This window comes from Humibacter albus DSM 18994 (assembly GCF_000421825.1).
Taxonomy (GTDB): Bacteria; Actinomycetota; Actinomycetes; order Actinomycetales; family Microbacteriaceae; genus Humibacter; species Humibacter albus.
Window position 1 is genome coordinate 242,286 of record NZ_ATXT01000015.1, and the last position, 26,644, is coordinate 268,929.

General features: G+C 67.4%; 32 protein-coding genes. 3 read left to right on the forward strand and 29 right to left on the reverse strand.

Annotated features, from left to right (window positions below; all coding sequences use genetic code 11):
• Position 1: 1 nt before the first annotated feature.
• From H623_RS0110610 to rpsJ, 22 genes are all read right to left on the reverse strand, one after another.
• Positions 2-583: an adenylate kinase gene (locus tag H623_RS0110610; protein ID WP_033371787.1), complete on the reverse strand. Its 582-nt coding sequence runs from the start codon at positions 581-583 to the stop codon at positions 2-4.
• Between the two features lie 50 nt (positions 584-633).
• The gene (secY, locus tag H623_RS0110615) at positions 634-1,956 is read right to left on the reverse strand and encodes a preprotein translocase subunit SecY (protein ID WP_022900915.1); all 1,323 of its coding nucleotides are present in this window, start codon (positions 1,954-1,956) and stop codon (positions 634-636) included.
• Positions 1,957-2,137: 181 nt separating this feature from the next.
• Positions 2,138-2,857 (reverse strand): 50S ribosomal protein L15, encoded by a 720-nt coding sequence (gene rplO / locus H623_RS0110620; RefSeq protein WP_022900916.1) that lies wholly within the window; start codon positions 2,855-2,857, stop codon positions 2,138-2,140.
• The gene (gene rpmD, locus H623_RS0110625) at positions 2,857-3,039 is read right to left on the reverse strand and encodes a 50S ribosomal protein L30 (protein ID WP_022900917.1); all 183 of its coding nucleotides are present in this window, start codon (positions 3,037-3,039) and stop codon (positions 2,857-2,859) included. Before rpmD ends, rplO begins: the two co-directional genes overlap by 1 nt.
• On the reverse strand, positions 3,039-3,743 hold the full coding sequence (gene rpsE / locus H623_RS0110630; RefSeq protein ID WP_026940221.1) for a 30S ribosomal protein S5: 705 nt from the start codon (positions 3,741-3,743) through the stop codon (positions 3,039-3,041). The genes rpmD and rpsE overlap by 1 nt, the downstream gene beginning before the upstream one ends.
• Before the next feature lie 29 nt (positions 3,744-3,772).
• Entirely contained in the window at positions 3,773-4,132 is a 360-nt protein-coding gene (gene rplR / locus H623_RS0110635) for a 50S ribosomal protein L18 (RefSeq protein WP_022900919.1), read from the reverse strand.
• Between the two features lie 2 nt (positions 4,133-4,134).
• Positions 4,135-4,671: a 50S ribosomal protein L6 gene (gene rplF / locus H623_RS0110640; RefSeq protein ID WP_022900920.1), complete on the reverse strand. Its 537-nt coding sequence runs from the start codon at positions 4,669-4,671 to the stop codon at positions 4,135-4,137.
• Between the two features lie 4 nt (positions 4,672-4,675).
• Positions 4,676-5,074, reverse strand: a complete 399-nt coding sequence (gene rpsH, locus H623_RS0110645) for a 30S ribosomal protein S8 (protein WP_022900921.1) — start codon at positions 5,072-5,074, stop codon at positions 4,676-4,678.
• A 131-nt stretch (positions 5,075-5,205) separates the two neighbouring features.
• Positions 5,206-5,805: a 50S ribosomal protein L5 gene (gene rplE / locus H623_RS0110650; RefSeq protein WP_022900922.1), complete on the reverse strand. Its 600-nt coding sequence runs from the start codon at positions 5,803-5,805 to the stop codon at positions 5,206-5,208.
• Entirely contained in the window at positions 5,805-6,164 is a 360-nt protein-coding gene (rplX, locus tag H623_RS0110655; protein ID WP_022900923.1) for a 50S ribosomal protein L24, read from the reverse strand. The genes rplE and rplX overlap by 1 nt, the downstream gene beginning before the upstream one ends.
• Positions 6,165-6,167: 3 nt before the next feature.
• Positions 6,168-6,536: a 50S ribosomal protein L14 gene (gene rplN, locus H623_RS0110660; RefSeq protein ID WP_022900924.1), complete on the reverse strand. Its 369-nt coding sequence runs from the start codon at positions 6,534-6,536 to the stop codon at positions 6,168-6,170.
• A 34-nt stretch (positions 6,537-6,570) separates the two neighbouring features.
• Positions 6,571-6,939, reverse strand: a complete 369-nt coding sequence (rpsQ, locus tag H623_RS0110665; protein ID WP_022900925.1) for a 30S ribosomal protein S17 — start codon at positions 6,937-6,939, stop codon at positions 6,571-6,573.
• Positions 6,939-7,256, reverse strand: a complete 318-nt coding sequence (gene rpmC / locus H623_RS0110670) for a 50S ribosomal protein L29 (protein WP_022900926.1) — start codon at positions 7,254-7,256, stop codon at positions 6,939-6,941. Before rpmC ends, rpsQ begins: the two co-directional genes overlap by 1 nt.
• Positions 7,256-7,675: a 50S ribosomal protein L16 gene (gene rplP, locus H623_RS0110675; RefSeq protein ID WP_022900927.1), complete on the reverse strand. Its 420-nt coding sequence runs from the start codon at positions 7,673-7,675 to the stop codon at positions 7,256-7,258. Before rplP ends, rpmC begins: the two co-directional genes overlap by 1 nt.
• A gap of 2 nt (positions 7,676-7,677) precedes the next feature.
• A complete protein-coding gene (rpsC, locus tag H623_RS0110680) occupies positions 7,678-8,436 on the reverse strand; it encodes a 30S ribosomal protein S3 (RefSeq protein WP_022900928.1) in 759 nt (252 codons plus the stop codon).
• Positions 8,436-8,801 carry a 50S ribosomal protein L22 gene (rplV, locus tag H623_RS0110685; protein WP_022900929.1) on the reverse strand — a complete coding sequence of 122 codons (366 nt, stop codon included), beginning with the start codon at positions 8,799-8,801 and terminating at the stop codon, positions 8,436-8,438. The genes rpsC and rplV overlap by 1 nt, the downstream gene beginning before the upstream one ends.
• Positions 8,802-8,827: 26 nt before the next feature.
• Entirely contained in the window at positions 8,828-9,109 is a 282-nt protein-coding gene (gene rpsS / locus H623_RS0110690; protein WP_022900930.1) for a 30S ribosomal protein S19, read from the reverse strand.
• A 12-nt stretch (positions 9,110-9,121) separates the two neighbouring features.
• A complete protein-coding gene (gene rplB / locus H623_RS0110695) occupies positions 9,122-9,961 on the reverse strand; it encodes a 50S ribosomal protein L2 (protein WP_022900931.1) in 840 nt (279 codons plus the stop codon).
• Positions 9,962-9,979: 18 nt separating this feature from the next.
• Positions 9,980-10,279, reverse strand: a complete 300-nt coding sequence (gene rplW, locus H623_RS0110700; RefSeq protein ID WP_022900932.1) for a 50S ribosomal protein L23 — start codon at positions 10,277-10,279, stop codon at positions 9,980-9,982.
• Positions 10,279-10,929 carry a 50S ribosomal protein L4 gene (rplD, locus tag H623_RS0110705; RefSeq protein ID WP_022900933.1) on the reverse strand — a complete coding sequence of 217 codons (651 nt, stop codon included), beginning with the start codon at positions 10,927-10,929 and terminating at the stop codon, positions 10,279-10,281. The genes rplW and rplD overlap by 1 nt, the downstream gene beginning before the upstream one ends.
• Before the next feature lie 4 nt (positions 10,930-10,933).
• Positions 10,934-11,608 carry a 50S ribosomal protein L3 gene (gene rplC / locus H623_RS0110710; RefSeq protein ID WP_033371788.1) on the reverse strand — a complete coding sequence of 225 codons (675 nt, stop codon included), beginning with the start codon at positions 11,606-11,608 and terminating at the stop codon, positions 10,934-10,936.
• 8 nt (positions 11,609-11,616) lie between these two features.
• A complete protein-coding gene (rpsJ, locus tag H623_RS0110715) occupies positions 11,617-11,925 on the reverse strand; it encodes a 30S ribosomal protein S10 (protein ID WP_022900935.1) in 309 nt (102 codons plus the stop codon).
• A 744-nt stretch (positions 11,926-12,669) separates the two neighbouring features.
• Here rpsJ and H623_RS0110720 point away from each other — a divergent pair.
• Genes H623_RS0110720 through H623_RS0110730 form a run of 3 tightly spaced genes read left to right on the forward strand, consistent with a single transcriptional unit; the run spans position 12,670 to position 16,311 of the window.
• Entirely contained in the window at positions 12,670-14,490 is a 1,821-nt protein-coding gene (locus H623_RS0110720; RefSeq protein WP_022900936.1) for a polysaccharide biosynthesis tyrosine autokinase, read from the forward strand.
• 2 nt (positions 14,491-14,492) lie between these two features.
• Entirely contained in the window at positions 14,493-15,122 is a 630-nt protein-coding gene (locus H623_RS0110725; RefSeq protein WP_022900937.1) for an arsenate reductase/protein-tyrosine-phosphatase family protein, read from the forward strand.
• Between the two features lie 43 nt (positions 15,123-15,165).
• Positions 15,166-16,311 (forward strand): glycosyltransferase, encoded by a 1,146-nt coding sequence (locus H623_RS0110730; RefSeq protein ID WP_022900938.1) that lies wholly within the window; start codon positions 15,166-15,168, stop codon positions 16,309-16,311.
• A 57-nt stretch (positions 16,312-16,368) separates the two neighbouring features.
• On the opposite strand, the gene H623_RS0110735 is transcribed toward H623_RS0110730, so the two are convergent.
• From H623_RS0110735 to H623_RS0110765, 7 genes are all read right to left on the reverse strand, one after another.
• Complete coding sequence (locus tag H623_RS0110735) at positions 16,369-18,588, reverse strand: hypothetical protein (RefSeq protein WP_033371790.1); 2,220 nt, start codon at positions 18,586-18,588, stop codon at positions 16,369-16,371.
• Positions 18,589-18,663: 75 nt separating this feature from the next.
• Positions 18,664-19,755 carry a glycosyltransferase gene (locus H623_RS0110740; RefSeq protein ID WP_022900940.1) on the reverse strand — a complete coding sequence of 364 codons (1,092 nt, stop codon included), beginning with the start codon at positions 19,753-19,755 and terminating at the stop codon, positions 18,664-18,666.
• Positions 19,752-20,897 carry a glycosyltransferase gene (locus H623_RS19255; RefSeq protein WP_022900941.1) on the reverse strand — a complete coding sequence of 382 codons (1,146 nt, stop codon included), beginning with the start codon at positions 20,895-20,897 and terminating at the stop codon, positions 19,752-19,754. Before H623_RS19255 ends, H623_RS0110740 begins: the two co-directional genes overlap by 4 nt.
• Positions 20,898-21,051: 154 nt before the next feature.
• Positions 21,052-22,122, reverse strand: coding sequence for a GDP-mannose 4,6-dehydratase (locus tag H623_RS19260; protein WP_022900942.1), 1,071 nt, complete (start codon positions 22,120-22,122; stop codon positions 21,052-21,054).
• Positions 22,123-22,204: 82 nt separating this feature from the next.
• The gene (locus H623_RS0110755; protein WP_022900943.1) at positions 22,205-23,248 is read right to left on the reverse strand and encodes a glycosyltransferase family 4 protein; all 1,044 of its coding nucleotides are present in this window, start codon (positions 23,246-23,248) and stop codon (positions 22,205-22,207) included.
• Positions 23,245-25,191, reverse strand: a complete 1,947-nt coding sequence (locus H623_RS0110760) for a glycosyltransferase (RefSeq protein WP_022900944.1) — start codon at positions 25,189-25,191, stop codon at positions 23,245-23,247. Before H623_RS0110760 ends, H623_RS0110755 begins: the two co-directional genes overlap by 4 nt.
• A gap of 36 nt (positions 25,192-25,227) precedes the next feature.
• A complete protein-coding gene (locus tag H623_RS0110765; RefSeq protein WP_022900945.1) occupies positions 25,228-26,622 on the reverse strand; it encodes an O-antigen ligase family protein in 1,395 nt (464 codons plus the stop codon).
• Positions 26,623-26,644 lie beyond the last annotated feature (22 nt).

The window sequence follows — 26,644 nt, forward strand, 5'->3', positions numbered from 1 at the left end:
TCTAGGCTGCGGCCGTGTCGCCGGCCTCGCCGATGCCGCGGGCGATCAGCGACTCGCGAATGCGGGCGGCGACCTCGTCTACCGTGCCGATGCCGTCGACCTCGACGAGGAGTCCGCGCTCGCGGTACACCTCGAGGATGGGAGCGGTCTGCTCGTTGTACACGTTCTGGCGGTGTCGGATGGCCTGCTCCGTGTCGTCGGCGCGCCCCTGCTCGTGCGCCCGGTGCGTGAGGCGGGAGATCAGCTCTTCGTCGTCGGCCGTCAAGCGGATGACCGCCTCCAGCTTGCCGTCCGCGGCCACCAGCTCGTCGAGGAACCGAACCTGGTCGAGCGTGCGGGGGTAGCCGTCGAGAAGGAAGCCCTTCGCCGCGTCGGGCTGGGAGAGCCGGTCGGCGACCAGCTCGTTCGTGAGGGAATCGGGAACGTAGTCGCCGGCATCCACGATGGCCTTGACCTTGACGCCGAGCTCCGTGCGCTCGCTGATGTGGTGACGGAAGATGTCGCCGGTGGAGATGGCCGGAACGTCGAACGCGGAGGCGATGAACGCCGCCTGCGTTCCCTTGCCGGACCCGGGAGGGCCCATGATCAGGAGCCGTGCTCCTCGTTCCCGGTTTCTCTCTTCTGGCGAACCACTCAACGGAGCAACCCTTCGTAGTGTCTTTGCTGCAGTTGCGAGTCGATCTGCTTGACCGTCTCCAGACCGACACCCACGATGATCAGGATCGACGTGCCGCCGAACATGAAGTTCTGGCTCGTGCCGAGCATCGAGAACGCCACCAGCGGGATCAGCGCGACGATCGCGAGGTACAGCGAGCCGGGCAGTGTGATGCGGGTGAGGACGAAGTCGAGGTATTCCGCGGTCGGACGCCCGGCGCGGATGCCGGGGATGAAGCCGCCGTACTTCTTCATGTTGTCGGCGACTTCTTCGGGGTTGAAGGTGATCGCGACGTAGAAGTAGGTGAAGCCGATGATCAGCAACGCGTAGATGGCCATGTAGAGCGGGTGGTCGCCCTTGGTCAGGTAGTCGGTGACCCAGCTCACCCACGGTGCCGGTTCTTTTCCGGGCGCCGGCTGGTTGAACTGCGCGATCAGCGCCGGTAGGTACAACAGGCTCGAAGCGAAGATCACCGGGATGACACCGGCCATGTTCACCTTGATCGGGATGTACGTGTTGTTGCCGCCGTATGTGCGCCTGCCGACCATGCGTTTGGCGTACTGCACGGGAATGCGTCTCTGCGACTGCTCGACGAAGACCACCGCGGCCACGATGAAGAGGCCGATGACGATGACGATGAGGAAGACCTCGAAGCTCTGCGTCTGCTCGACGCCCCACAGCGAGCTCGGGAACTGCGCGGCGATCGAAGTGAAGATCAGCAGCGACATGCCGTTGCCGATGCCCTTCTCCGTCACGAGCTCGCCGAGCCACATGATGAGGCCGGTGCCGGCCGTCATCGTCACGACCATGAGCAGAACCGCGTACCACGAGTCATCCGTGATCAGCTGCGAGCACTGCGACGTGCTGTTCGAGCCGAAGAGTGCGCCGCTGCGGGCGACCGTGATGAGCGTGGTCGACTGGAGCACGCCGAGGGCGATGGTGAGGTAGCGGGTGTACTGCGTCAGCTTCGACTGGCCCGACTGTCCCTCTTTGTACAGGGCATCGAAGTGCGGGATGACGACCCGCAGCAGCTGGACGATGATCGAGGCCGTGATGTACGGCATGATGCCCAGCGCGAAGACGGAGAGCTTCAGCAGCGCTCCGCCGCTGAAGAGGTTGACCAGCTCGTAGAGGCCGGTCGTGCCCTGATTCGCCGACAGACAGGCCTGCACGTTGCTGAAGTCGACGAACGGTGCCGGGATGAACGACCCCAGCCGGAACAGCGCGATGACCGCGATCGTGAAACCGATCTTCTTGCGAAGATCCGGGGTGCGGAGGATCCGCACGACGGCGTTGAACAAGTGACGTCCTGCTTTCCGGTAAGGAGTCGTCTCGGGTGGTCGGGCGGGGGCCACCCCGACTGGACCACTTTACTCAAGTGGTGGGGGATGCCTCACACCGGCCGCGTCGCATCGCGCAGTTCACTGATCGCGCCGCGACCACCTGTCGCGCCCTCCGCAGGAGGACGCGACAGGTGTCAGGCTACTTGACAGTGCCCCCTGCGGCGACGATCTTCTCCTGCGCGGAGCCGGAGACCTTGTCGACCGCGACATTCAGCTTGACCGAGATCTCGCCGTTGCCCAGGACCTTGACCTTCTCGTTCTTGCGCACGGCACCCTTGGCGACCAGGTCGCCCACGGTGACGTCGCCGCCGGTCGGGTACAGCTCGGCCAGCTTCTCCAGGTTCACCACCTGGTACTCGACGCGGAACGGGTTCTTGAACCCGCGCAGCTTCGGCGAACGCATGTGGAACGGGAGCTGGCCGCCCTGGAATCCCGGACGCACCTGGTAGCGCGCCTTGGTTCCCTTGGTACCGCGGCCCGCGGTCTTGCCCTTCGAGCCCTCACCGCGACCGACGCGCGTGCGGTCCTTCTTGGCACCGGCGGCGGGACGCAAGTGGTGCACTTTGAGCACCGGCTCGCGCTTCTCCACGGCATCCGTCTTCTTCTTCGCGGCGGCCTTGGCGGCGGGCTTCTCGGCCTTCGCGTCGTCGGCCTTGCCGGCCTTCGCGTCGGACTTCTCGGCCTTGGGCGCAGAGGCCTTCTCCGACTTGGTGTCAGAGGTCTTCTCCGCCTTGGCCGCTGTGCTCTTCTTCTTCGCGGCGGCCTTGTCGGCCGCTGCGCTCGACGCCTCGGCCGTGCCGGCCTCAGCCTTTGCGGTGGTCACCTTTTCGGAGTCGCCAGACTCGTTCTTCGGGGCCATTAGTCAATCTCCTCGACCTTCACCAGGTGAGCGACCGTGTTGACGTAACCGCGGTTCTGCGGGTTGTCCTCACGAACGACGACATCACCGATGCGCTTCAGACCCAGGCTGCGAAGGGTGTCGCGCTGGTTCTGCTTCTCACTAACTTTGGACTTGATCTGGGTCACCTTGAGGCGCGCCATTATGCACCAGCCTTCGCGCTGCGGGCGGCCTCGGCCGCCTCTGCCTCGGCACGCACCAGACGCGCGGGAGCGACCTCGTCGAAGTCGAGTCCACGGCGGGCGGCAACGGCACGAGGCTCCTCGAGCTGCTGCAGCGCCTCGACGGTCGCGTGCACGATGTTGATGGTGTTCGACGAGCCGAGCGACTTGCTCAGCACGTCGTGGATGCCCGCACACTCCAGCACGGCGCGCACCGGGCCACCGGCGATGACACCGGTACCGGCGCCGGCCGGACGCAGGAGCACGACACCGGCGGCCGCCTCACCCTGCACCGGGTGCGGGATGGTCTTGCCGACGCGCGGAACGCGGAAGAAGTTCTTCTTCGCCTCCTCGACGCCCTTGGAGATCGCCAGCGGAACCTCACGGGCCTTGCCGTAGCCGACGCCCACCATGCCGTTGCCGTCGCCGACCACGACCAGAGCGGTGAAGCTGAAGCGACGACCACCCTTGACCACCTTCGAGACGCGGTTGATGGTCACCACGCGCTCGAGGAACTGGTTCTTGTCGGAGTCACGGCTGCCACGGTCACGACCCTGGTTGCGGTCACGACCGCCACGACGGCCGTCACGACCGTCACGGGCGTCGCGGCTCGTGGTGTCGGTGCCTGCTGCGGTCTCGACCGGCTTCTCCGCAGTCGTCTGCTCGGCAGTCTGCTCTGCGGCCACGTCCTGCTCCTTCTTGTTCTCGTTGTCGCTCACAGGCTCAGCCCACCTTCCCGGGCTCCTTCGGCGATCGCAGCGACGCGACCGGCGTATTTGTTGCCGCCACGGTCGAACACGACCTCCTCGATGCCTGCACTCTTGGCGCGCTCGGCGACCAGTTCGCCGACCTTGCGCGCCTTGGCGGTCTTGTCACCGTCGAAGGCCCGCAGGTCCGCTTCCAGCGTCGACGCGGATGCCAGGGTGTGACCCTGGGCGTCGTCGACGACCTGCACGAAGACGTGACGCGCGGAACGCGTCACAACCAGACGCGGGCGATCGGCGGTCCCGACGACCTTCTTGCGAAGGCGCGAGTGCCGGCGGTCGCGTGCCGCTGACTTGCTCTTGACGCTCATGCTTACTTACCAGCCTTTCCGGCCTTGCGGCGGACGATCTCGCCTGCGTAGCGGATGCCCTTGCCCTTGTACGGTTCCGGCTTCTTGATCTTGCGGATGTTCGCTGCGGTCTCTCCGACCGCCTGCTTGTCGATACCCGACACCGTGAGCTTGTTGTTGCCCTCGACGGTCAGCGTGATGCCGACCGGCGGCTCGACCGTGACGGGGTGCGAGAAACCGAGCGCGAACTCCACGGAGGAGCCCTTCTGCGCCACGCGGTAACCCGTTCCGACGATCTCGAGGCCCTTCGTGTAGCCCTGCGTCACGCCGATGATCTGATTGTTGATCAGCGTGCGGGTGAGGCCGTGCAGCGAACGCGAGTTGCGCTCGTCGTCGGGACGGCTGACGAGAACCTGGTTGTCCTCGAGCTTGACGGCGATGGGGTGGGCCACGGTGAGCGACAGCTCGCCCTTCGGGCCCTTGACAGTCACATCCTGGCCGTCGATCTTGACGTCGACGCCGGCGGGGATGTCGATGGGGAGTCTTCCGATTCGGGACATCTTGCTACCACACGTAGGCGAGGACTTCCCCGCCGACGCCCTTCTTCTCGGCCTCGCGGTCCGTCAGCAGGCCGGAGGAGGTGGACAGGATGGCGACGCCGAGGCCGCCGAGCACGCGAGGAAGCTCCGTGGACTTCGCGTAGACGCGGAGGCCGGGCTTGGAGACTCGCTTGATGCCCGCGATCGAACGCTCGCGGTTCGGGCCGAACTTGAGGCTCAGGGTCAGTGTCTGGCCGACTCGAGCGTCGGTGACCTCCCAGCCGGAGATGTAGCCCTCGTTCTTGAGGATCTCGGCGATGTGCGACTTCAGCTTGGAGCTGGGCATCGACACACTGTCGTGGTACGCCGAGTTCGCGTTGCGCAGTCTGGTCAGCATGTCTGCGACCGGATCTGTCATGGTCATGGGTTGTTTCCTTCGTTCACCTGGTTTCGCGGCCCTTTACAAGAACAACGACCATCGATGGTCTGCCGACCGGGCGGCCGGCAGTGGGACGCCGGGGCGAGGCAGGCTCGCCCCGGCCGAGTTTTCCGTTGTCAGTCGTTCGACTTGAACGGGAAGCCGAGCGCCTTGAGCAGCGCACGACCCTCGTCATCCGTCTTGGCAGTGGTCACGACCGTGATGTCGAAACCGCGCACGCGGTCGATCCTGTCCTGGTTGATCTCGTGGAAGATCGACTGCTCCTGCACGCCGAACGTGTAGTTGCCGTGACCGTCGAACTGGCGGTCGGACAGTCCGCGGAAGTCACGGATGCGCGGCAGCGCCAGCGAGAGCAGACGGTCGAGGAACTCCCACGCACGGTCGCCGCGCAGTGTGACGTGCGCACCGATCGGCTGGCCCTCGCGCAGCTTGAACTGCGCGATGGACTTGCGGGCCTTCGTGACCTGCGGCTTCTGGCCGGTGATCTTGGTGAGGTCGGCGACCGCACCGTCGATGATCTTGCCGTCGCGCGCGGCGTCGCCGACGCCGGTGTTCACGACGACCTTCACGACGCCGGGGATCTGGTGAACGTTCTCGTAGCCGAACTGCTCCTTGAGCGCCGGCGCGACCTCGTTCTTGTACTTCTGCTTGAGGCGCGGCTGGACCCTCTCGTTCGAGGGCGCGCCAGCCTGCGCGGCAGTTGCGGTGTCGGTCATTAGAGGTCCTTACCTGACTTCTTGGCATAGCGGACGCGGACGGTCTTGGTCACGCCGTCCTTCGTCACCTTCTCCTCGCGGAAACCCACGCGAGTCGGCTTCTTGGTCTCCGGGTCCACCAACGCCACGTTGGACACGTGGATCGGCGCCTCGTGCGTCTCCCGACCACCGGTCTTGGAGCCGCGCTGGGTCTGCCCGACCTTGACGTGCTTCGTGACGTAGTTCACGCCCTCGACCACGACGCGGTCCTGCTCGACCAGCACCTCGATGACCTTGCCCTGCTTGCCGCGGTCTCCGCCGCGGGCCTGGCTCGGGCCCGAGATGACCTGGACCAGGTCGCCCTTCTTGATGTTCGCCATGGACTAGATCACCTCCGGCGCCAGCGAGATGATCTTCATGAACTTCTTGTCGCGGAGCTCGCGACCGACCGGTCCGAAGATGCGGGTACCACGCGGGTCCCCGTCGTTCTTCAAGATCACTGCGGCGTTCTCGTCGAACTTGATGTACGAGCCGTCTGCGCGGCGCGTCTGCTTCACGGTACGAACGATGACCGCCTTGACGACATCGCCCTTCTTCACGTTGCCGCCGGGGATGGCGTCCTTGACGGTCGCCACGATCGTGTCCCCGAGACCGGCGTACTTGCGCTTCGAGCCACCGAGAACGCGGATCGTGAGCAGCTCCTTGGCGCCGGTGTTGTCGGCGACCTTGAGCCGGGATTCCTGCTGAATCACTTCTCTATCTCCTTGTCACAAGCAAGCCGGTGGCTTACTTGGCCTTCTCGAGGATCTCGACCAGCCGCCAGCGCTTGGTGGCGCTGTACGGGCGGGTCTCGTTGATGATCACGAGGTCGCCGATGCCGGCCGTGTTGTTCTCGTCGTGCACCTTCACCTTGTTGGTGCGGCGGATGACCTTGCCGTACAGCGGGTGCTTCACGCGATCCTCGACCTCGACGACGATGGTCTTGTCCATCTTGTCGCTGACGACGTAGCCGCGACGCGACTTGCGGTAACCGCGAGCGCTCGCATCCTTGACGTCGTGCGCGGCGTGCTCGTGACCGGCGGCGGCGGTCTCGGTCTTCGAGGCCTGAGCCTTCTCGGACTGAGCCTCGGCGGTCTGTGCCTTGGTGGCAGCCATTACTCCGCCTCCTCCTTCGTCTCGGCCTCGGCCTCAGGGGCGGAAGCCTTCTTGGTGCTCTTCTTCGACTTCGCCGGAACCTCCAGCGGCGCCGGGGTCGCACGGATGCCGAGCTCGCGCTCGCGGATCACCGTGTAGATGCGGGCGATGTCGCGCTTGACCGCGCGCAGCCGGCCGTGGCTCTCGAGCTGGCCGGTCGCCGACTGGAAGCGCAGGTTGAACAGCTCTTCCTTGGCCTTCTTCAGTTCATCGACGAGCTTCTCGTCGTCGAAGGTGTCGAGCTCAGCGGAGACAAGCTCCTTGGATCCGATCGCCATTACGCGTCGCCCTCCTCGCGCTTGATGATGCGTGCCTTGAGGGGCAGCTTGTGGATGGCACGGGTGAGTGCCTCGCGGGCCAGCGTCTCGTCGACGCCGGCGACCTCGAAGAGCACGCGGCCCGGCTTGACATTGGCGACCCACCACTCCGGCGAGCCCTTACCGGAACCCATGCGGGTCTCGGCCGGCTTCTTGGTGAGCGGACGGTCGGGGTAGATGTTGATCCACACCTTGCCGCCACGCTTGATGTGACGCGTCATGGCGATACGAGCGGACTCGATCTGGCGGTTCGTCACATAAGCGGGGGTCAGGGCCTGGATGCCGTACTCGCCGAAAGTCACCTGCGTGCCACCGGTCGCCTGGCCGCTACGGCCGGGGTGGTGCTGCTTGCGGTGCTTGACTCTGCGGGGAATCAACATGGTTATGCACTGGCTCCTTCTTGCGCGGGGGCCTCAGCCTGCTGCGCGCGAGGCGCACGGCGCGGGCGGTCCCGGTCGGGGCGGCTCGACTTCGCGTTGGCCTGCTCCCGAGCGAGTTCCTTGTTGGTGATGTCGCCCTTGTAGATCCAGACCTTCACGCCGATGCGGCCGAAGGTGGTCTTGGCCTCGTAGAAGCCGTAGTCGATGTTCGCGCGCAGCGTGTGCAGCGGCACACGACCCTCGCGGTAGAACTCCGACCGGCTCATCTCGGCGCCGCCGAGGCGACCGGAGACCTGGATGCGAACACCCTTGGCACCGGCGCGCTGCGCGCCCTGCAGGCCCTTGCGCATCGCGCGACGAAACGCCACGCGAGCACTCAGCTGCTCGGCGATTCCCTGAGCGACGAGCTGGGCATCCTGCTCGGGGTTCTTCACCTCGAGGATGTTCAGCTGGATCTGCTTGCCGGTGAGCTTCTCGAGGTCCGCGCGGATGCGCTCGGCCTCGGCGCCGCGGCGACCGATCACGATGCCGGGACGGGCGGTGTGGATGTCCACACGCACGCGGTCACGGGTGCGCTCGATCTCGATGCGCGAGATGCCGGCGCGGTCCAGCTGCGTCTGCAGCAGCTTGCGGATCTTGACGTCCTCGGCGATGTAGTCGGCGTAACGCTGACCGGGCTTCGTCGAGTCCGAGAACCAACGCGACACGTGGTCCGTGGTGATTCCCAGACGGAAGCCGTAGGGGTTGACCTTCTGACCCATTACTTCGTCCCCTCGTCAGGTGTGGCCAGCACGACGGTGATGTGGCTGGTTCGCTTGTTGATGCGGAACGCGCGGCCCTGTGCGCGGGGCTGGAAACGCTTGAGCGTCGTGCCCTCGTCGACGAAGGCGCGGCTCACGTAGAGGTCCTGCTCGTCCAGGTACTCGTTGACGGCGTCGGCCTTGACCCGGGCATTCGCGATCGCGGATGCCACGAGCTTGTAAACCGGCTCGCTTGCGCCCTGCGGGGCGAACTTCAGGATGGCCAGGGCCTCCTGCGCCTGCTTGCCGCGGATCAGGTTGACGACGCGACGAGCCTTCTGAGGCGTAACGCGGATGTGTCGCACGCGTGCGATCGACTCCACCATGTCTTTCTCCTCCTTATGTCACCGCGTCAGCGGCGACGACCCTTCTTGTCGTCCTTCACGTGTCCCCGGAAGGTGCGGGTCGGGGCGAACTCCCCGAGCTTGTGGCCGACCATCGTCTCGGTGACGAAGACCGGGATGTGCTTGCGGCCGTCGTGCACGGCGATCGTGTGGCCGAGCATGGCCGGCACGATCATCGAGCGACGTGACCACGTCTTGATGACGTTCTTGCTGCCGGACTCGTTCGCGCGAACCACCTTGGTAAGCAGGTGCTCGTCGACGAAGGGGCCCTTCTTGAGACTGCGAGGCATCTTCTCTAACTCCTACTTGCGCTTCTTGCCAGCGGTGCGGCGGCGGACGATCAGCTTGTCGCTTTCCTTATTGGGATGACGCGTGCGGCCTTCCTTCTGGCCCCACGGGCTGACCGGGTGGCGACCACCGGAGGTCTTGCCCTCACCACCACCGTGCGGGTGGTCGATGGGGTTCATCGCGACACCGCGCACCGTCGGGCGAACGCCCTTCCAGCGCAGGCGACCGGCCTTGCCCCAGTTGATGTTCGACTGCTCAGCGTTGCCGACCTCGCCGATCGTGGCGCGGCAGCGGGCATCCACGTTCCGGATCTCGCCGGAGGGCATGCGCAGCTGGGCGTACGGACCGTCCTTCGCGACCAGGCGCACGGAGGCGCCGGCCGAGCGGGCGATCTTCGCGCCACCACCGGGCTTGAGCTCGATGGCGTGGATGACAGTACCGGTGGGGATGTTGCGCAGCGGCAGGTTGTTGCCCGGCTTGATGTCGGCGTTGGCGCCCGTCTCCACGATGTCGCCCTGCTTGAGCTTGTCGGGAGCGATGATGTAGCGCTTGGTGCCGTCCACGAAGTGCAGCAGCGCGATGCGCGCCGTGCGGTTCGGGTCGTACTCGATGTGCGCGACCTTGGCGTTCACGCCGTCCTTGTCATGCCGACGGAAGTCGATGACGCGGTACTGACGCTTGTGGCCACCGCCGATGTGGCGAGTGGTGATGCGGCCCTGGTTGTTGCGACCACCGGTCTTCGACAGCGGGCGCAGCAGCGACTTCTCGGGCGTCGACCTGGTGATCTCGGCGAAGTCGGCGACGGAGGAGCCGCGACGACCGGGGGTCGTCGGCTTGTACTTGCGAATAGCCATTGAGAGTTCCCTTGCTCCTTAGCCGACAGCCGTGAAGATGTCGATGGAACCGGACTTGAGGGTGACGATGGCGCGCTTGGTGTCCTTGCGCTTGCCGGCGCCGAAACGAGTACGGCGCGTCTTGCCCTGGCGGTTCAACGTGTTGACGGATGCGACCTCGACCTTGAAGATCTTCTCGATCGCGAGCTTGATCTCGGTCTTGTTCGAGCGGGGGTCGACGAGGAACGTGTACTTGCCCTCGTCGATGAGCGAGTAGCTCTTCTCGGACACGACCGGAGCGATGATGATGTCGCGCGGGTCCTTGTTGATGTTGGCCATTACGCGTTCACCTCTTCCTTCTTGGTCTTGGCGGCCACAAAGGCGTCGAAGGCGGCCTTGGTGAAGACGATGTCGTCGGAGACGAGCACGTCGTAGGCGTTCAGCTGGTCGTAGGTCAGCGTGTGCACGGTCGGGATGTTCCGCACGCTCTTGACGCCGTTCTCGTCACCGCGCTCGGTGACGATCAGCACGTTCTTCGAGCTGGCGATGGCATCCAAAAGCGCGACGGCGGCCTTGGTCGACGGCGCCTCGCCGGCGACGAGCTGCTCCACCACGTGGATGCGCTCGCCACGAGCGCGGTCGCTGAGCGAACCCAGGAGCGCGGCGGCGATCATCTTCTTGGGGGTGCGCTGCGCGTAGCTGCGCGGCGTCGGGCCGTGCACGATGCCACCGCCGGTCATCTGCGGGGCGCGGATCGAACCCTGACGGGCGCGACCGGTGCCCTTCTGCTTGAACGGCTTGCGGCCGGCACCGGAGACCTCGCCGCGGTTCTTGGTCTTGTGCGTGCCCTGGCGTGCGGCAGCGAGCTGCGCGACGACGACCTGGTGGATCAGCGGGACGTTGACCTGAACGTCGAAGATCTCCGCGGGCAGCTCGAGCGAACCGGACTTCTTGCCGGCGGCGTCGAAAACGTCGATCGAGGTAGCCATGTGACTACGCTCCCTTCACTGCGTTGCGGACGAAGACGATGCGACCGCGAGCACCGGGAACCGCGCCCTTGACGAGCAGCAGGCCCTTGCCGGCGTCGACCGAGTGCACCGTGAGGTTGAGCACGGTCACGCGCTCAGCGCCCATGCGGCCCGCCATGCGCATGCCCTTGAACACGCGGCTCGGGGTCGACGAGGCGCCGATCGAACCGGGCTTGCGGTGGTTGCGGTGCGCACCGTGCGAAGCGGAGACACCCTTGAAGTTGTGGCGCTTCATGACACCGGCGGTGCCCTTACCCTTCGAGGTGCCGACGACGTCGACCTTCTGGCCGGCCTCGAACGTGCCCTCGACTGTCAGTTCCTGGCCCGGGGTGTACTCGCCGGCGTCCGCGGTGCGGATCTCGGTGAGGTGGCGGCGCGGCGTCACGCCGGCCTTCTCGAAGTGACCGCTCGCGGGCTTGTTGACCTTGCGCGGGTCGATGGAGCCGCTGGCGATCTGAACGGCGTCGTATCCGTCGACCTCGGGGGTGCGGATCTGCGTCACGACGTTCGGCGTGATCTCCACGACGGTCACGGGGATGAGTTTGTTGTTCTCGTCCCACACCTGGGTCATGCCGAGCTTCTTGCCGAGCAGACCCTTGACGGTCTTGTTCTGCGCTGTGTTGTTCACGGTCTTTGGCATGGCGACCCCTACAGCTTGATCTCGATGTTGACGTCGGCCGGCAGGTCGAGACGCATGAGCGAGTCGACGGCCTTCGGCGTCGGGTCGATGATGTCGATGAGCCGCTTGTGGGTGCGCATCTCGAAGTGCTCGCGGCTGTCCTTGTACTTGTGGGGCGAACGGATGACACACACCACGTTCTTCTCGGTGGGGAGCGGCACCGGCCCGACGACCTGAGCGCCGGCACGGGTCACCGTGTCGACGATCTTGCGCGCCGAGGTGTCGATGACCTCGTGGTCATACGACTTAAGCCTGATGCGGATCTTCTGTCCCGCCATATCTGACTCTCTCTCTACTGTTCTGGCGTCGTACGGCGGTCAGAGCCGCATTGGACGCGTCGCGCTCGGCTCTCGCCTTCGCGCACTTCGGGCACCACACGTGTGTCGCACCGCTGTTCTTCTGTCAAGGGCGACGGATGCTTGGGCTCGCGCACTGGCATCCCTCGCCTGAAACCGACCCCCGCACTCGGGCGTGTCGCCGTCGCGGGCACATGGATAGCCCATGTGCATCGGGTGTCGATTAAGCTGTGTCCTTCTGCCCGCGGCCTAACCTGAACTTCGGGGACCTGATCCGATGCGGATCCGCCGGCCCGGAGCGGCTATGCACTACCTGGCAGTGATTCGGAGCACGGCGCGCAGGCGCGCTGCACCGAAATGTTGAACCAGAAAAGTATGCCGGATTTCGAGGGTGTCTGCAACTCGGGCGTGTCGCGCTCGGGCACCGGCTTCTCCGGCATGGGGCGCCGGTGCCGCCACCGCGACGGTAGATTGTAGTCACGCCTCTCCGAAAGGTCCGATCGGCGTTCGTCGTCCGACCTTTCGGCGATCGCGTCGGGCCGGCGATTCGGGCGCGACAACCGTCGCAGCGCCGGCCAGGTAAAGGATGACGATGCGGCACGATCAGTCGCCTGGCGTTCGCCGGCAACACAGGATCCGTTCTCCGTTGTCCCAGTCCATCTTCAGAATGCCCACGATGAACGCCGGTATCCTTGTCAGGCGGTCGAGACGCCAGCGGGAGACACAGTGACATTTCGCCAAGCTCTGAGCGTCATCTGGCAACGATGGGTCATCGTCGTCGCGGTGCTCGTCGTCACCCTCGCGGTGGCCGCCATCTTCTTGGTCCGTCAGACGCCGGTCTATACGTCGTCGACCACGGTGCGGATGAGCGCTCTGGCCAGCGCGGCGTCCTCGAGCGGACAGATCGGGACGGCAACAGTCGACTTCGACCCGGCCACCATCACCTCGACCCCCGTCGTGGGACCGGCGGCGAAGAAGCTCGGCGAGTCGCAGTCGGACGCCACCGCGTGGAACGTCACCTATACGCTCGGCGCCGCTGACACCGCCACCAAGGCGACCGTGATCACGATCACCGCCGACGGCGGCAGCGCGGCTCAGGCGCAGAAGCGCGTCGAAGCCGTCGTGGCGTCATACGACGCCTATCTCACCGGCCAGCTGGCCAGGGCCAAGTCCCAGGAGCAGGCACAGGTGACGAAGTGGACCACCGCCGCCCAGACGTATCAGGCTCAGGTCAACGCCAACCCAGCGAACTCGATCGCGCAGTCGAACCTCGCGAACGCGATCAACTCCCTGTCGAATGCGAACACCACGATCGAGAAGATCGACAACGCGGGCAAACCGCTGAGCGTCACGACGCCGGCCTCCCCGGGTGAATTCCAAGGGACCTCCCCCCTGATCGCCGTGCTGGTCGCACTGGCGGCGGGGCTCGTGGCCGGCATCGGCATCGCGCTCATTTCCGACGTGTTCGACGATCGACTGCGTGGAGATACCGAGATCGAGACGCTCACCGGCGTGCCCGCGCTCGGTGAGCTCAGCCTCGACAAGCGGATGCAGCGGCGAGGCGACTGGCTGCCGACCGCGGGACGCAAGCGCACCTCTCTCAACGAGGGCCTTCGGGCGTTGCGTACGACGCTGCAGGTTCTGCTTCCCCGGGACAGTGCCGTCATCGTCATCACGAGCGTCGAACCGGGCGACGGCAAGTCGTTCATCTCCTCCAATCTCGCGTTGGCGTGGGCGAGAACCGGCAAGCGGGTCGTACTGGTGGGCGGCGATCTGCGCAAGCCGAGGCTCGACAAGTACTTCGGCGACGTCGCGACCGGGCAGGGCTTGACGGAGTTGCTGCAGGCGGCGGCCGTTCGGGGCGTCGCGCCGAGCACCGAGGAGGTCGCGGGGAGTCTGAAGGCCACCAAGTTCCGTGGCCTGCGCATCCTTCCCGCCGGCGGGGACCCGTGGGATCCCGCCGACCTCCTGGCGGTCGACGCCTTGGGCGACATCATCGCCTCACTGCGCTCGCTGTGCGACGTCGTCGTCATCGACTCTCCCCCGGCGCTGGCCCTCGTCGACGCCAGTCTGCTCGCCGGGCATTCCGACGGCGCGGTGCTCGTGGCATCCGTCAAGCGAACCCGTCGTCGTCGCCTGACAGAAACCGTGCACGCCCTTCTCGGCAACGGAATCGTCGTGCTGGGCGTCGTCGCCAACCGCTCCCGCCGGCGCATCCCCCGGTCGTACTCCGCCTACTACGGCGCGGGCACGGCCGATCGACGCCGCACCGCGGCAGCAGAGCGAGCGCAGGCAACGCCGCAGGCATCTGCCTCGCCCGGCTCACCCCGAGCGGTCAGCGCGCAGGCCGCGAACGACGAGGTCGCGTCCGAGTTCGACGATGGCTTCATCGACGTCGACACGGTGTTCGACGACCAGCAGACCACCAACGCCGCGAACGGCGCCGACGGCGTCGACGATCGCTCCGGCGACTCGGCGAGTGACGTGCCGGCCCCCGAACGCCGCGCCGGTCGCCGGCAGGGCTCGGCCGAGGACGAAAAGGTCTGACCGTGCAGGGTGGGGCGTACGACGACGTGGGGGTCCCCGGCGTCGGGCGCGACGTGACTTCGGTGCTGTTCGTCTGCACCGCGAATCAGTGCCGTTCGGTTCTGGCTGAAGCGATCGCGCAGCGCAGGTTCGCGGGACTTCCGTTCGTGTTCGAGTCGGCGGGGCTCATCGAGGGCGGACGACCGGTACCGCCGAACGGCGTTCTCGTCGCGCAGGAATGGGGCTTCGACACATCTCGCCATATCAGCAGGCGAGCGGACGTGCGCAACCTGCGCGGGTGGGATGTCATCCTCACGATGAGCAGGAGACACACCCGCGAGCTCGTCGCCGCCGACAGCGAGCTCTGGCCGCGAGTGTTCACGGTTCCCCAGTTCGCTCGCTGGCTCGACGAGCATCCGCCGCGCAGGCACGTGCTGATCCGCGAGTGGATCGAACAGGAGGCCGCCGACCGGCCGCGCTCCGACATGATCGGCTCGAACATCGACGACGACGTCGCCGATCCGATCGACGACCCGCCGGAGGCCTGGCGCGACCTCGTGGGCGAGCTGAACGGCTACATCGAGCGGATAGCCGGCAATCTCGCCCCGCGCACGCGCAACGTTTCGCACCCGGCCTGGGCACGGCGAAGCTGAGGCGTGCCGCCCATTCTCCCGCCCATGCGGCAAGATGATGACGATGACACAGGGACCCGCCGGCATCGGCAACCAGCGAGTCGCGCTCGCGCATGACTACCTCACGCAACGCGGTGGTGCGGAACGCGTAGTGCTGACGCTCGCGAGGGCATTCCCCGCCTCCCCCGTGCACACGGCCCTGTATGAGCCGTCAGCCACATTCCCGGAGTTCGACTCCGTGGATGTGCGCCCCCTGTCTCTCAATCGATGGCGCGTGCTGAGACGGCACCACCGCCTCGCGCTTCCGTTCCTGGCCGGCGCGATGGACCGCGGCCGGATCGACGCGGACGTCCTTCTCACGAGCTCGAGCGGCTGGGCCCATGGAATACCGACGAGTGGCCGCAAGATCGTCTACTGCCATGCGCCGGCGCGATGGCTCTACCAGCTCGACCGCTACGCCGGCGCCGAGCGCGGCACGACGCTCCGGTCGGCCGCGATCAACGCGGTGACGCGGGCGCTGGGGCCCGGCCTCCGGGAGTGGGATCAGCGAGCCGCGCAGTCGGCGGACCGGTACATCGTCAATTCAACGGTCATCCAACGCGCCGTCGCCGAGGTCTACGGCATCGATGCCGAGGTCCTGCCTCCGCCTCCGGCGAATCTCGTCGCGGGCGCCGCGCCCGAACCACTTGCCTCCGTCACGAAGGCGTTCGTGCTCTGTGTGGCGCGGCTTCTGCCCTACAAGAACGTGGACAAGGTGATCGACGCCGTCGCACGGGTGCCGGGCGTCGATCTCGTCATCGTCGGAGACGGCCCCGAACGCCCGCGACTGGAGCAGCAGGCGCAACGCATCGGCGGAACCGTGCTCGCCGGGCGGGTCAGCGACGGGGAGCTGCGGTGGCTCTATGAGAACTGCCTGGGCCTGGTTGCCGCCTCCTACGAGGATTTCGGGCTCTCCCCGCTCGAGGCCGCGACGTTCGGCAAGCCGACGGCCGCGCTTCACGACGGGGGCTACCTCGACACCGTGGTCGACGGCAGGTCGGGCGTGTTCTTCGAGGTGCCGGAGCCCGATGCGATGGCCGCAGCCCTGGAACGGATGACCTCGGTGACCTGGAACGCGGATGCCATCAGAACTCACGCGGAGACCTTCTCCGAGCGACGCTTCATCGCCCGGATTCGTGCCGTCATCGAGGAAGAGCTCGAACGCCGATAACGCGTCTCAAGCGGCTCGTTCAGCCCGTCGGCCATGTCCGGCGCACCCGACGGCGCATCACGCCAGCAACTGCCACGCTGCGAGGTGCACGGCCTGACTGTCCTTCTCGGGCGAGTCACTTCCGGGAGCGGACGAGCCCAGCTCATCGGGCTGACCACCGAAACTCGCTTTCGTCACGGTCAGTTCCACCATCCCAGCCGGAATGTCGACGCGCTCGAGCCAGGCGAACGGCCCCGTCCAATAGGTCGTGTAAAGGCACGGATCCGAGCTGTTCGCCGACGATGGCGACGGGACCGGCAGGGTCTGCGCAGACTGACACCGGTAGGAATAGACCCGCTTCCCGTCGACGGCGATCTCGAACTCCACGAGCGACGATCCCACACTCTGCCAGGCCGGACCACCGGTGAACAGCGCGAAGCCCTTCGCCGGTTTGCGCGTGCGCACCCTGAATTTCGCCGGCAGCTTCGTCGTGACGTAGGGCTCCGCGGGAACCGGCACCGAACCGCCCTGCAGGTTCGCCCCGAACGTGCCGGCGGTGAGGACGCTCGCATCTCCGGAGTCCGTGTGCACGCTTCTGCCGCGCGCGACATCCGTCGAGGAAGACCACCACATGGATGCCGCCTTCACGGTGCTCCCGGACGGCAGGAAGACGTAGGTGAGCAGATCGTCGAGCGGGATGCTCACGCGGCCGTCGGTGACGCGCGCAGTGGAGCGCACGCCCATACCATCCCAGACCTCGACATCTCCCGACGCGGAGACGTCGAGGTCGACGGCGGACTTCTCCATGCCGTTGGCTGCCAGCACGACGACGTCGTGCTCCACGCCTCGATAGTGAAGCCCGGCGAAGAGGCTGTCGCCCAGCTCGCCCTTCGGTCCGAACCGAAGTGACGTCGGCGGGTCCTGTGGCGTGCACGTCGTGCCGTGCAGTGCTTCGGACATGACGTGCAGCGCGTAGGCGCCCGCGCGGAGATTGCCCGTCGTGCCGCCGTTCTGACCGTCCACCATGAAGGTGGTGAGTCCGGATCCGAACACGTCGAAGATGCGGAAGTCGTAGCTGTGCTCCTTCGGCCAGCCGAAGGACTCGAAGACCAGTCGCAGCACCGTGCGTTGCCGGGCATCGCGGCGCGGTTGCAGCACGCTGTAGCCACCGCCGTTGATGCCCGTCTCGGTGAGCCAGAGGTCGAGCGCAGGACGACCCGAGGCCTCGAAGCGCCGCTTCATCGCACCGAACAGCTGCCGCAGTGCGACGATGTTCGAGAGGTTCTGGTGCGAGTTCTCCAGGTGGTCGGTCACGGCGTCGACGGGACAGGCCGCCAGGAACTCGCCCAGCGCGGCCGACGACGTCGCGTCCATGATTCCTGCGGAGTCGAAGCCCATCACCCGGGCTGACGGATCCGCCGCGAGAATGGCCTTGCGGCACTGCTTCCAGTACGAGACGAGGTCCCGCATCGCCCAGCCGCCGTTCTCCGGCTCGTTCGTCGGACACTCGTAGTGCGCGCCGGAATGGCCCGCCGATCTCATCGCCGCCGCGAGCTCTCCCCACTCCTGCGGCGTCGGGCTCGGCTCGGGCGACTGCGCCTGAGGCTGGGGTGCAGCCCACATCGTTCTCGGCCGGGCCGGGTCCTGCACGCCGGTGAAGTAGGGATCCTGGCTGACGACATCCACCAGATTCCCGATCTGGCCGGGGACATACGAGTAGAGGTCGCGATCGGGTGCGACGGCCAGCCAGGCCGCGATGGCCGGCTGCTTCGTCGGAACATGGAGCTTCGTCGGAGGGCAGATCACGACGTTGCCCGTGACGACGCCATGATCGCCGCTGTTCGTCAGCACTGTGTAGTAACCGGGCACGGCCGCGGCACCGCCTCGCCACACACCGTTCTCGCAGACCGTGAGCGTGGTGTGATGCGGCTTGGTCGTCCCTCGCGCGACAGGCAGCCCGCGGGCGTCCAGCACCTGCCAGTTCGTGGCGCCGATCGTCATGCCGAGCCGGAACTCGTTCAGCGCGTTGGACGATCCCGAGAGTGTGATCGTCGGCCGGCCGTAGTAGATGCCGCAGAACGCGCTCGCCTGCAGCATTCGTCCGGGACGCACCGCGCGGCCTTGCGGCAGCGACCGCGAGGAGTCGCTGCCGGACCCGGTCGGACCCGCCGTTGCACCGCCCGCGTTGCCGAGACGAGAGGCCGCGAGAACACCGGCAGCACCCACGACGACGACGCCCCCCACACCGACAAGGACCTGCCGGCGCGTGAGTGGCCGTCCCCGCTCATCGCTCCCCACGCGGCGATTCTCGCACGAAAATCATGAGGGATGCTCAGCGTCACCGATGCGCCGGAGGGCCGATGGGCTTCGCGCCTACGCCTCGATCCATTCCCTGATGCGTGCGCCGAATCGTGCGCCGTCGAACTGGCGCGCCCGCGCGCGGCACGCGGCAGGGTCGACGGCCGACGCGACCTCGACGACGCGGAGGAGCTCGGCGGCATCTGTCGATCGGAACAGCGCTCCCGTCTCGCCGTCGACCACCGTCTCGGATGCCCCGCCCACGGCGTTGCCGACGACCGGCGTGCCCGCCGCCATCGCCTCGACCGGCATGATGCCGAAGTCCTCGACGGCAGCGAAGACATAGACCGACGCGCGGCGATAGAGTGCGCGCATCACGGCGTCCGACGGCCGATGCACGAATGTCACACGGCCGGGATGCTCGTCGGCGAGGGCGCGCAATCGCGCCCGCTCCGGCCCGTCGCCGGCGATCACCACGGGGAGGTCGGCCGCCGCTCCAGCCCTGATCGCAACGTCGACGCGCTTGTACGGCACGAATCGAGACGCCCCGAAGACGAAGCCGTCGGGCAGTGCCTCGATCTGCCGCAGCTCCTCATCCGTCAGCTCGTCGTCGCTTCCCGGATACGCCGCGACGTCGACCGGCGGGTTGATCACGGTGCTCTCGCGGTGCCAGCAGCGTTCGATTCGCTCCGCGATGAAGTGGCTGACCGCGGCGATCTTGGCCGGCTCTGTCGCTCGGCGTCTGTCGAGGGCGCGCAACGGGCCGGAGGCGGCGCGCGCTACCAGCCCCTTGCCGCGCTCATCGACGTCGGGCTCCCAGATGGATCGCGCCGGACTGTAGGTGTAGACGTACTTCGGCGCGTCTCGTGCCGCTCCGCGCGGCCTGGCGTGGTGCGCGAACAGATGCGTGGCCACAAGCACCCAGTCGGCGTCGGATGCCGGGAGCGAGCGCCACCACGGGAGCAGGAAAGGCGTGGCGGCGGCCTTGTGCCGACGCAGCGGCGTGCCGGCGAGCCAGCTCTGCTTCACCCGTCCCGAGTATCGTCCGTCGACGTCGTCCCACGGACAGAATATCGACGCGTCGGGGAACTCGGCCGCGAGCGCGTCCGCGACGCGCTCGCCACCGCCGACCGACTCGAGCCACTCGTGCACGATGACGCCGCTCACGCGTCGGCTCCCGATGCGACGCTCTCGCCCGCGGCCTGAAGCACCGCGTCGAAGGCGCTCACCCGATCCTTCCAGTCCGGCACGTTCCGGTACTCGCGTGGCGGATGCCATGCGCTCAGGTATCGCGCGACCGCGGCCGGGAAGACATCCGCCTCCACGACCGCCGGCCGGGGTTCGTCGCGATCTTCGTCGCGGAAGCCCGCGACGGGAGTGCTCACGATCGGCCTGCCGACGGCGAGGTACTCGTAGAGCTTGATCGGGTCGAGGCTGTCCGTGAACGCGGTGACGACGTGCGGAACGAGAAGCACGTGAGCGCTCCGCAGGTAGGCGGGAACCTCGTCGCGGTCACGCGGGCCGAGCATCACGAGCCCCGCATGCCCGACAAGCCGTTCGCGATTGCGCACGCTCAGCGCGTTCGGGCCGACGAGCGCCACGGAGCCGCCCGCCGCGCGAGCGGCGTCGGCGGTGCGCAGCACGAGGTCGATGTCGAGGCGGTCCTCGTGCAGTGTGCCGACGTACAGTGCGACCGGGCCGTCCGGAAGGTCGGCGGGTCGGGCCCGTTCGACGCGATAGCGTTCCACGTCGACGGCGTTCGGGATCAAGTGAACAGTGCGGTTCACTCCCTTCGTGTACGCCAGGCCCGGTGAGCAGACGACGACTTCGGCGCTGCCTGTCAGCAGCAGGCGGTCGGCGGCGGCGATGCGCTCGTGTTCGCGCCCGCCACGATCGGCCCGCACCCAGTCATCCGTCACGTCGTAGACGACGGGCCAGCCGAGTGCTTCCGCCAGCGGTGCGGCTCCGGGATCGTTCACCCAGAGCGCCCCGTCGCCCCAGCCGAGCCGGCGCACCGCTCGGCGAATGCTGCGCACGAGCAGTGCGTCCGCCGCCGGTCCGGCAAGTCGCGGCAGCGCCTTCGTGGGTTGGTGGAGCAACAGTCGGCCGTCGTACCCTCCAACGCGCAGTCCACGCCCGCGCCGAGGGCGGCGCCTGTTCAGCGCGTCGTGTAGTGGGTCGGACGGCGGTTCAAGGAAGAGCACTTCGAGGCGGGCATCCGCCCTGAGTAGGCCGTCGACGAGGTATTGATTGCGGCGCCACACGCCGTCCCACGCCTCCAACGAGGCCACCACCAGCCGGCGCGTCATGGTCGCACCGTGTGCAGGGGAGTGCGTGTGGAAGCGCAGAGCGAGGCCACGGTCGCGGGGAGGGCTGTGGTGCAGGGAGACGAGCAGAAGGTGGTGCGGGTACGCCCCGAGACACGGCGCGCGACGATCCTGTCCGCACCGGCGCCGAACGATTTCATGGCAGTTCCGGCACCGTCCCCCGCGACGGCGTCACACTCGACCCTTCGACGGCGGCGCTCGTGCTCGGCCCGGCGTATTGACGCTGTTCCGCCAGATCGTGCGCGACCATGAGCCTGACGAGTTCGTCGAATCCGACCTCCCGCCGCCATCCCAGCACCCGCTCCGCCTTCGACGCGTCGCCGAGCAGATTGTCCACCTCCGCTGCACGGGTCAGCGCGGGATCGAACTCGACGTACGGGCGCCAGTCGGCGATGCCGACCTGCGCGAACGCGGCGGAGAGGAAGTCCTCGATGGAGTGCGCCTCACCCGTCGCGAGTACGAAGTCGTCCGGCTCGTCGTGCTGCATGATCATCCAGATGCCGCGCACGTAGTCCTGTGCGTAGCCCCAGTCGCGCTTCGGCCACAGCACACCGAGCTTGATGCCGTCCTGGAGGCCGAGGCTGATGCGGGCGGCGGCCCGGGAGATCTTGCGGGTCACGAACTCGGTACCGCGACGCTCTCCTTCGTGGTTGAACAGCACTCCGCACGAGATGAACATGCCGTAGCTCTCACGGTAGTTCTTGGCGATCCAGTGTCCGTACAGCTTCGCGACACCATACGGACTGCGCGGGTGGAAGCCGGATTCCTCGTTGTATCCGGTGCCCGGCATGGTCGTGTCGAGGCCGCCGAACATCTCCGAGGTGGACGCCTGGTAGATCTTGGTGCGCTGTGCGCGCCCCGTCAAGCGCACCGCCTCGAGCAGGTTCAGCACACCCTTGCCGGTGACCTCCATGGTGAGGGTCGGATGGTTGAACGAGTACCCGACGTGGCTGATGGCGGCGAAGTTGTAAACCTCGTCGGGCGACGACGTCTCGACCGCGCGCACCAGCGAGGTGGGATCGGTCATGTCGCCCTCGAGCAACTCGACGAACGGCAGATCGCGCTCGACCTCTTCGCGACGAGGATTGTGCTGCCCGCGGATCAGCCCGAAGACGCGATAGTCCTTGTCGTGCAGCAGTTGGGCCAGATGGCCGCCGTCCTGTCCAGTGATCCCCGTGACCAGAGCCGTTCTACGAACACCGTCCATGCCTGTCACCGCCCATCCTGACCAGCACTCAGTTTTTTCCGTAGACCAGGCTACCTTTCGAGGTCGAGATCGACAGTCCCCATCAGGGGGCGGTCGTGCGGCGCCGCGCGGCGGCACCCAGCACCTCGAGAGTCGCCGTGGTCTGCGCCGGCAGGCTGAACGAGGCGCGCTGCCGTTCGCGAAGGCGTGCGCCGTAGTCCCGTCGCCGTCGGGCGTCACCGATCAGCTCGGTGAGCGCTCGCGCTGCCGCGGCGACGTCATCAGGCGGGAACAGCGCGGCCCCGTCGACCCCGCCGACGGTCTCCACGTGCCCGCCGCCGCCGGCCGCCACCACCGGCAAGCCGTGCGCCATCGCCTCGAGCACCGAGAGACCCAGCGGTTCGAGCGGGGGCGACGCGACGAGTGCGGATGCCCGCGAGAGCAGCGACGAGACATCCGATCGGAATCCGACGAAGTCGACGGAGGCGGCGACACCGAGTTCGCGGGCGAGCTGGCGCAGACGACTCGACTCGCTGCCTTGTCCGGCGACGACGAGGCGCCACGGTTCGGGGATCTCGGCGGATGCCCACGCCCTCAGCGCCACGTCCGTGCGCTTCTCCGCCTCCAGCCTTTGCAGCACGAGCACGAACGGCTCGCGCGCGGCATCGTCCACGTTCGGCACATCCGCCACTCCGTTGTGCACGATCGTGCTCGGGCCCTCGATGTGCTCGGCGACGAAGCGGGAGATCGCGATCTGGCGGGTGAACGCGCCCCGGAGCATGCCTCCGAGCGCGCCGTTGACGCCGCCGCGCCCGCGCGGTGCGGCGAAGTGCCGGGTGCTCACCACGGGGATGCGTCGCACGAACCCGACCGAGGCGCCGACGAAGTCCGCCTTCGTCATGTGGGTGTCGATGACGTCGATGTCTTCGATCCTGCGAAGCGCCCGGAAGGCGTCGGCGGGGCGGGCGCCCGGCAGCCAGTCGACGCCGTCGCGTTGGAGCGGGATCCCGACCGACTCCCGTCCGCAGCCGACGACCGTGACGCGGCATCCCTGCGCGCGCATCTCGCGCGAGGTCTCCAGTACGTAGCGTTCGACGCCGGCGAAGGCCTCGGAGCACACCACGTGCACGACGTGCAGGCTGCTCACGAGGACGCTTCCGCGCCGGCCACCGGCCCGCGCGCGAAGATGCGCGCGCGCCTGCGAGCCGCCATGCCGCGCTCGCCCGGGAGAACGGCGCCTCGTGCAATGGCACCGGCCACCGTGCCGGCCCGGTAGATCTGCCAGCCTGCAGCGCCGTAGTGCTTGCGGATATACCGCTCGGCGCTCGCGAAGAAGTGCCGTTCCCGCACGCGCGGGTCTCCCCCGGTGCCCGCCCCTTCGTGCGTGGCTGGCACATCGGCGACCGCGATCCGCCAGCCGCGATCGTGCGCGCGGCGCTGCCAGTCGGTCTCCTCGGAGTACAGGAAGAAGCGCTCGTCGAGGCATCCGATGTCGTCGAGCGCGGCACGCTTCAGGAGCAGAACGGAACCGATGGCGAAGTCGTGGCGACGTCGCAGGCCGCCGAGGCCGGCCGCTTCGATCCACGCCCCCCACGGTGTCGGGAAGGGCCACCAGACCCGCACTCCCGCGCCGCTGACGGGCTCCGTCTGCGTCGCCCCTACCGCCGCCAGGCGACGCCGCGAATGAAGCACGCGCTGCATGCGACGCGCCGCCTCGACCGAGAGCCTCGCGTCCGGGTTGAGCAGCAGCACATCGCGGTCGCCGTGGCCCGCCTCTTCGATGATCTCGAGGCCGAGGTTGACGCCCCCGGCGAAGCCGCGGTTGCGCCCGGCGTCGACGTAGCGGGCACCGTGGCGCTCGGCGACCTCCCTGGTCGGGGCAAGCGATGAGTTGTCGACCACGGTGACCGCGAGGCCGCTCCCGAGCGCGTCGAGGCATCCTTCGAGCGTCTCCGGCGCGCCGTAAGCGACGATCAGCACGTGCGGGTCCGCGGCGACGGACGGAGCGGCCAGGATCGACTCGTACATCGAGCGCTGGAGTGCGGCGACGTTCTGCCAGCTGAAGCGCTGCGCACGATCGAGTCCGCGCGCACGCAATTCCTTCCAGCGGGCCGGTTCGAGCGCCTCGAGGACGCCTCGCTCGAGCCGTTCGGGATTGCCGGGCGGCACCAGGATGCCTGCGTCGCCGACGACGTCGGGGATCGCCCCCGACGAGCTGGCCACGACAGGAACGCCCGAGGCCATCGCCTCGACGGCCACCCGGCAGAACTGCTCGAGCCAGTTGGTCCGCGGGAGGGAGGGCACGGCCAACACGTCGAGGCCGCGATACCGGTCGGCGAGCGCGGTCCCGCTCGCAAAGCCGAGGAACTCGACGCGATCCGCGATTCCGAGCTCCCGCGCCAGATCGCGCAGGCGTTCCCGCTCGGGGCCGTCGCCGGTGATCCTCAGGCGCCAGTCCTGATGGCCGACGAGGGCGCGGAGCAGCACGTCGACGCCCTTGTGCTCCTCGAGCCGTCCGATGTAGCCGAGCATCGCGACATCGCGCGGCGGTTCGCGATCGGCGGGGGCGAACATCCCGACGTCCACACCGAGCGGGATCTCAACGGCACCGCCGCCGAGGCCCTTGGCGTTCAGAATGTCGCCGGCCTCCGCGTTGCACACGTACGCGGCGGCCGCGGAGCGCAGCGATGCACGCTCGATCCATCGGAACGGGATCGGGTAGCGCTTCTCGATGTTCTGCGCCGAGTAGAGCACGTATGGGGCGCGGACCCCGCGCATCCTGCGCAGCAGCAGCACCTCGGCGGTCACGAGCGCGTTGGGTTCCTCGTGCAGATCGATCACATCCGGCTGTCGCCCGAGGGCGCGCCAGATCGGCCGCGGGTCCATGCCGAACACGCTCGGATGCTTGCCCACGGTGCGCGCGCCGACGACGAACGCGTCGTCCTCCGCGTCGAGGGCGACGTCGCGGCCGCCCTCGTTCCAGACCTTCGCCGAGACCAGACTGACGTCGACGCCCTGCTCGCGAAGCTCACGCTCGCGCTGTCGCCATTCCGAGACGACCGCGTGGTGCGCAACACGAAGGACGTGCATCGCGGCTCACTCTCGGGATCTTCGGATGATTCGCCCTCACTTTATCCGCGAGGGGACGGCGCGTTCAGTCCCCCGAACGGGACGTCGGGCAGGCACGGAAGGGGCAGCGAGCGAAGGCGCGCGCACGATCGCCGACCCTGCGGGCGGTCCAGGATCCAGGCCCGCGTTCTCCCTCGCCTGCAGTCCGAAGCAGATGCCGGCGACGATCCAGAGCAGCGAAGCCTGCCCGGCGACCCAGTACAGATCGAACTGCGCCTGCACGAAGCGCGTCGCGACGACCGCGAGTCCCACGGTGCCGTAGACCGGATTCATCCGGTACAGGTACCAGCAGGCCACCGCGAACATCACGAAGAATCCGATCAGACCGAACACGCCCGTGGTGGTCAGCACCTCGAGCTCCGCGTTCGGCGGCTGGAAGTTCCCGAAGGCCCCGACGAATCGATCCGTGTACCAGTACCGCATGCCGACGCCGAAGAGGGGCGACTCCTGCCAGATCTGCCACGCCTGTGCGTACCAGTCGACGCGCTGGTGCGCCGAATTGAACTGGTTGCCCGAACTCAGCTGGGCGTTCAGGTAGATCAGCACCCAGGCGACGGCCGGAATGCAGGCGAACCAGATCAGCTTCCCGCGCTTGCCGTTCTGCGCTCTCGGCCGAAGGCTCACGATGAGCACCCCGATGATCGCGCCGATCACGCCCTGCCGCGACTGCGCCGCGAACACGCCGAGCATGCTCAGCGCGAATGCGCCGTACGCCCAGAATCTGCTCCAGCCCAGCCATACGGGACGCGCGAAGGCGATGACGGCGGATGCCGCGAGCATCCCGCCGATCGTGTTCTTCTGCAGGTCGGGGAGGTAGGCCGGTTCCAGGGTCCCGGTGCTGACGAGCGACTGCGCCACCACGATCGCGGCGGCGATGGCTATGCCGCAACAGGCGAAGAGGTAGAGCGAGAGCGCCAGGCGAGCCCGGTTCTCGCGGCCGATCACGAACCCGACGACGAGGCTTCCGAGCACGAGGACGACCTCATGGGCCCACTCCACGTAGTTCGCGGCGAAGCGGTTCAGGATGAGCGTCGGAATGGCCGTGGCGAGATAGAACGTGCCAGCCCACAGCACCGGCCGGAGTATCGCCGCGCCCCGATCGCGGAGCATGAAGACCGCGAACAGCGTCGCCGCGGCGAGCACCACGTCGGCGACGCTCAGAAGCCCGCCGACACGAGCCTGGATCAATGTCGCGGGCACGGCGAGCACCGGGACGATCGTGGGGTCTCTGAGCGAGACGCCCACGAGGAGCACCACGATGGCACCGGCGAGCGCCCAGCCCGACGTCTCTGCGCTCAACACGCCGAGCAGCACTGCGACGAGAATCGAGACGACGGCGACGGCGAGCGTCGCGGGCCGCACGCCCTCGAGACTCACGCGACGTTGGAACATGAGGGAATCGTATCTATCGTTG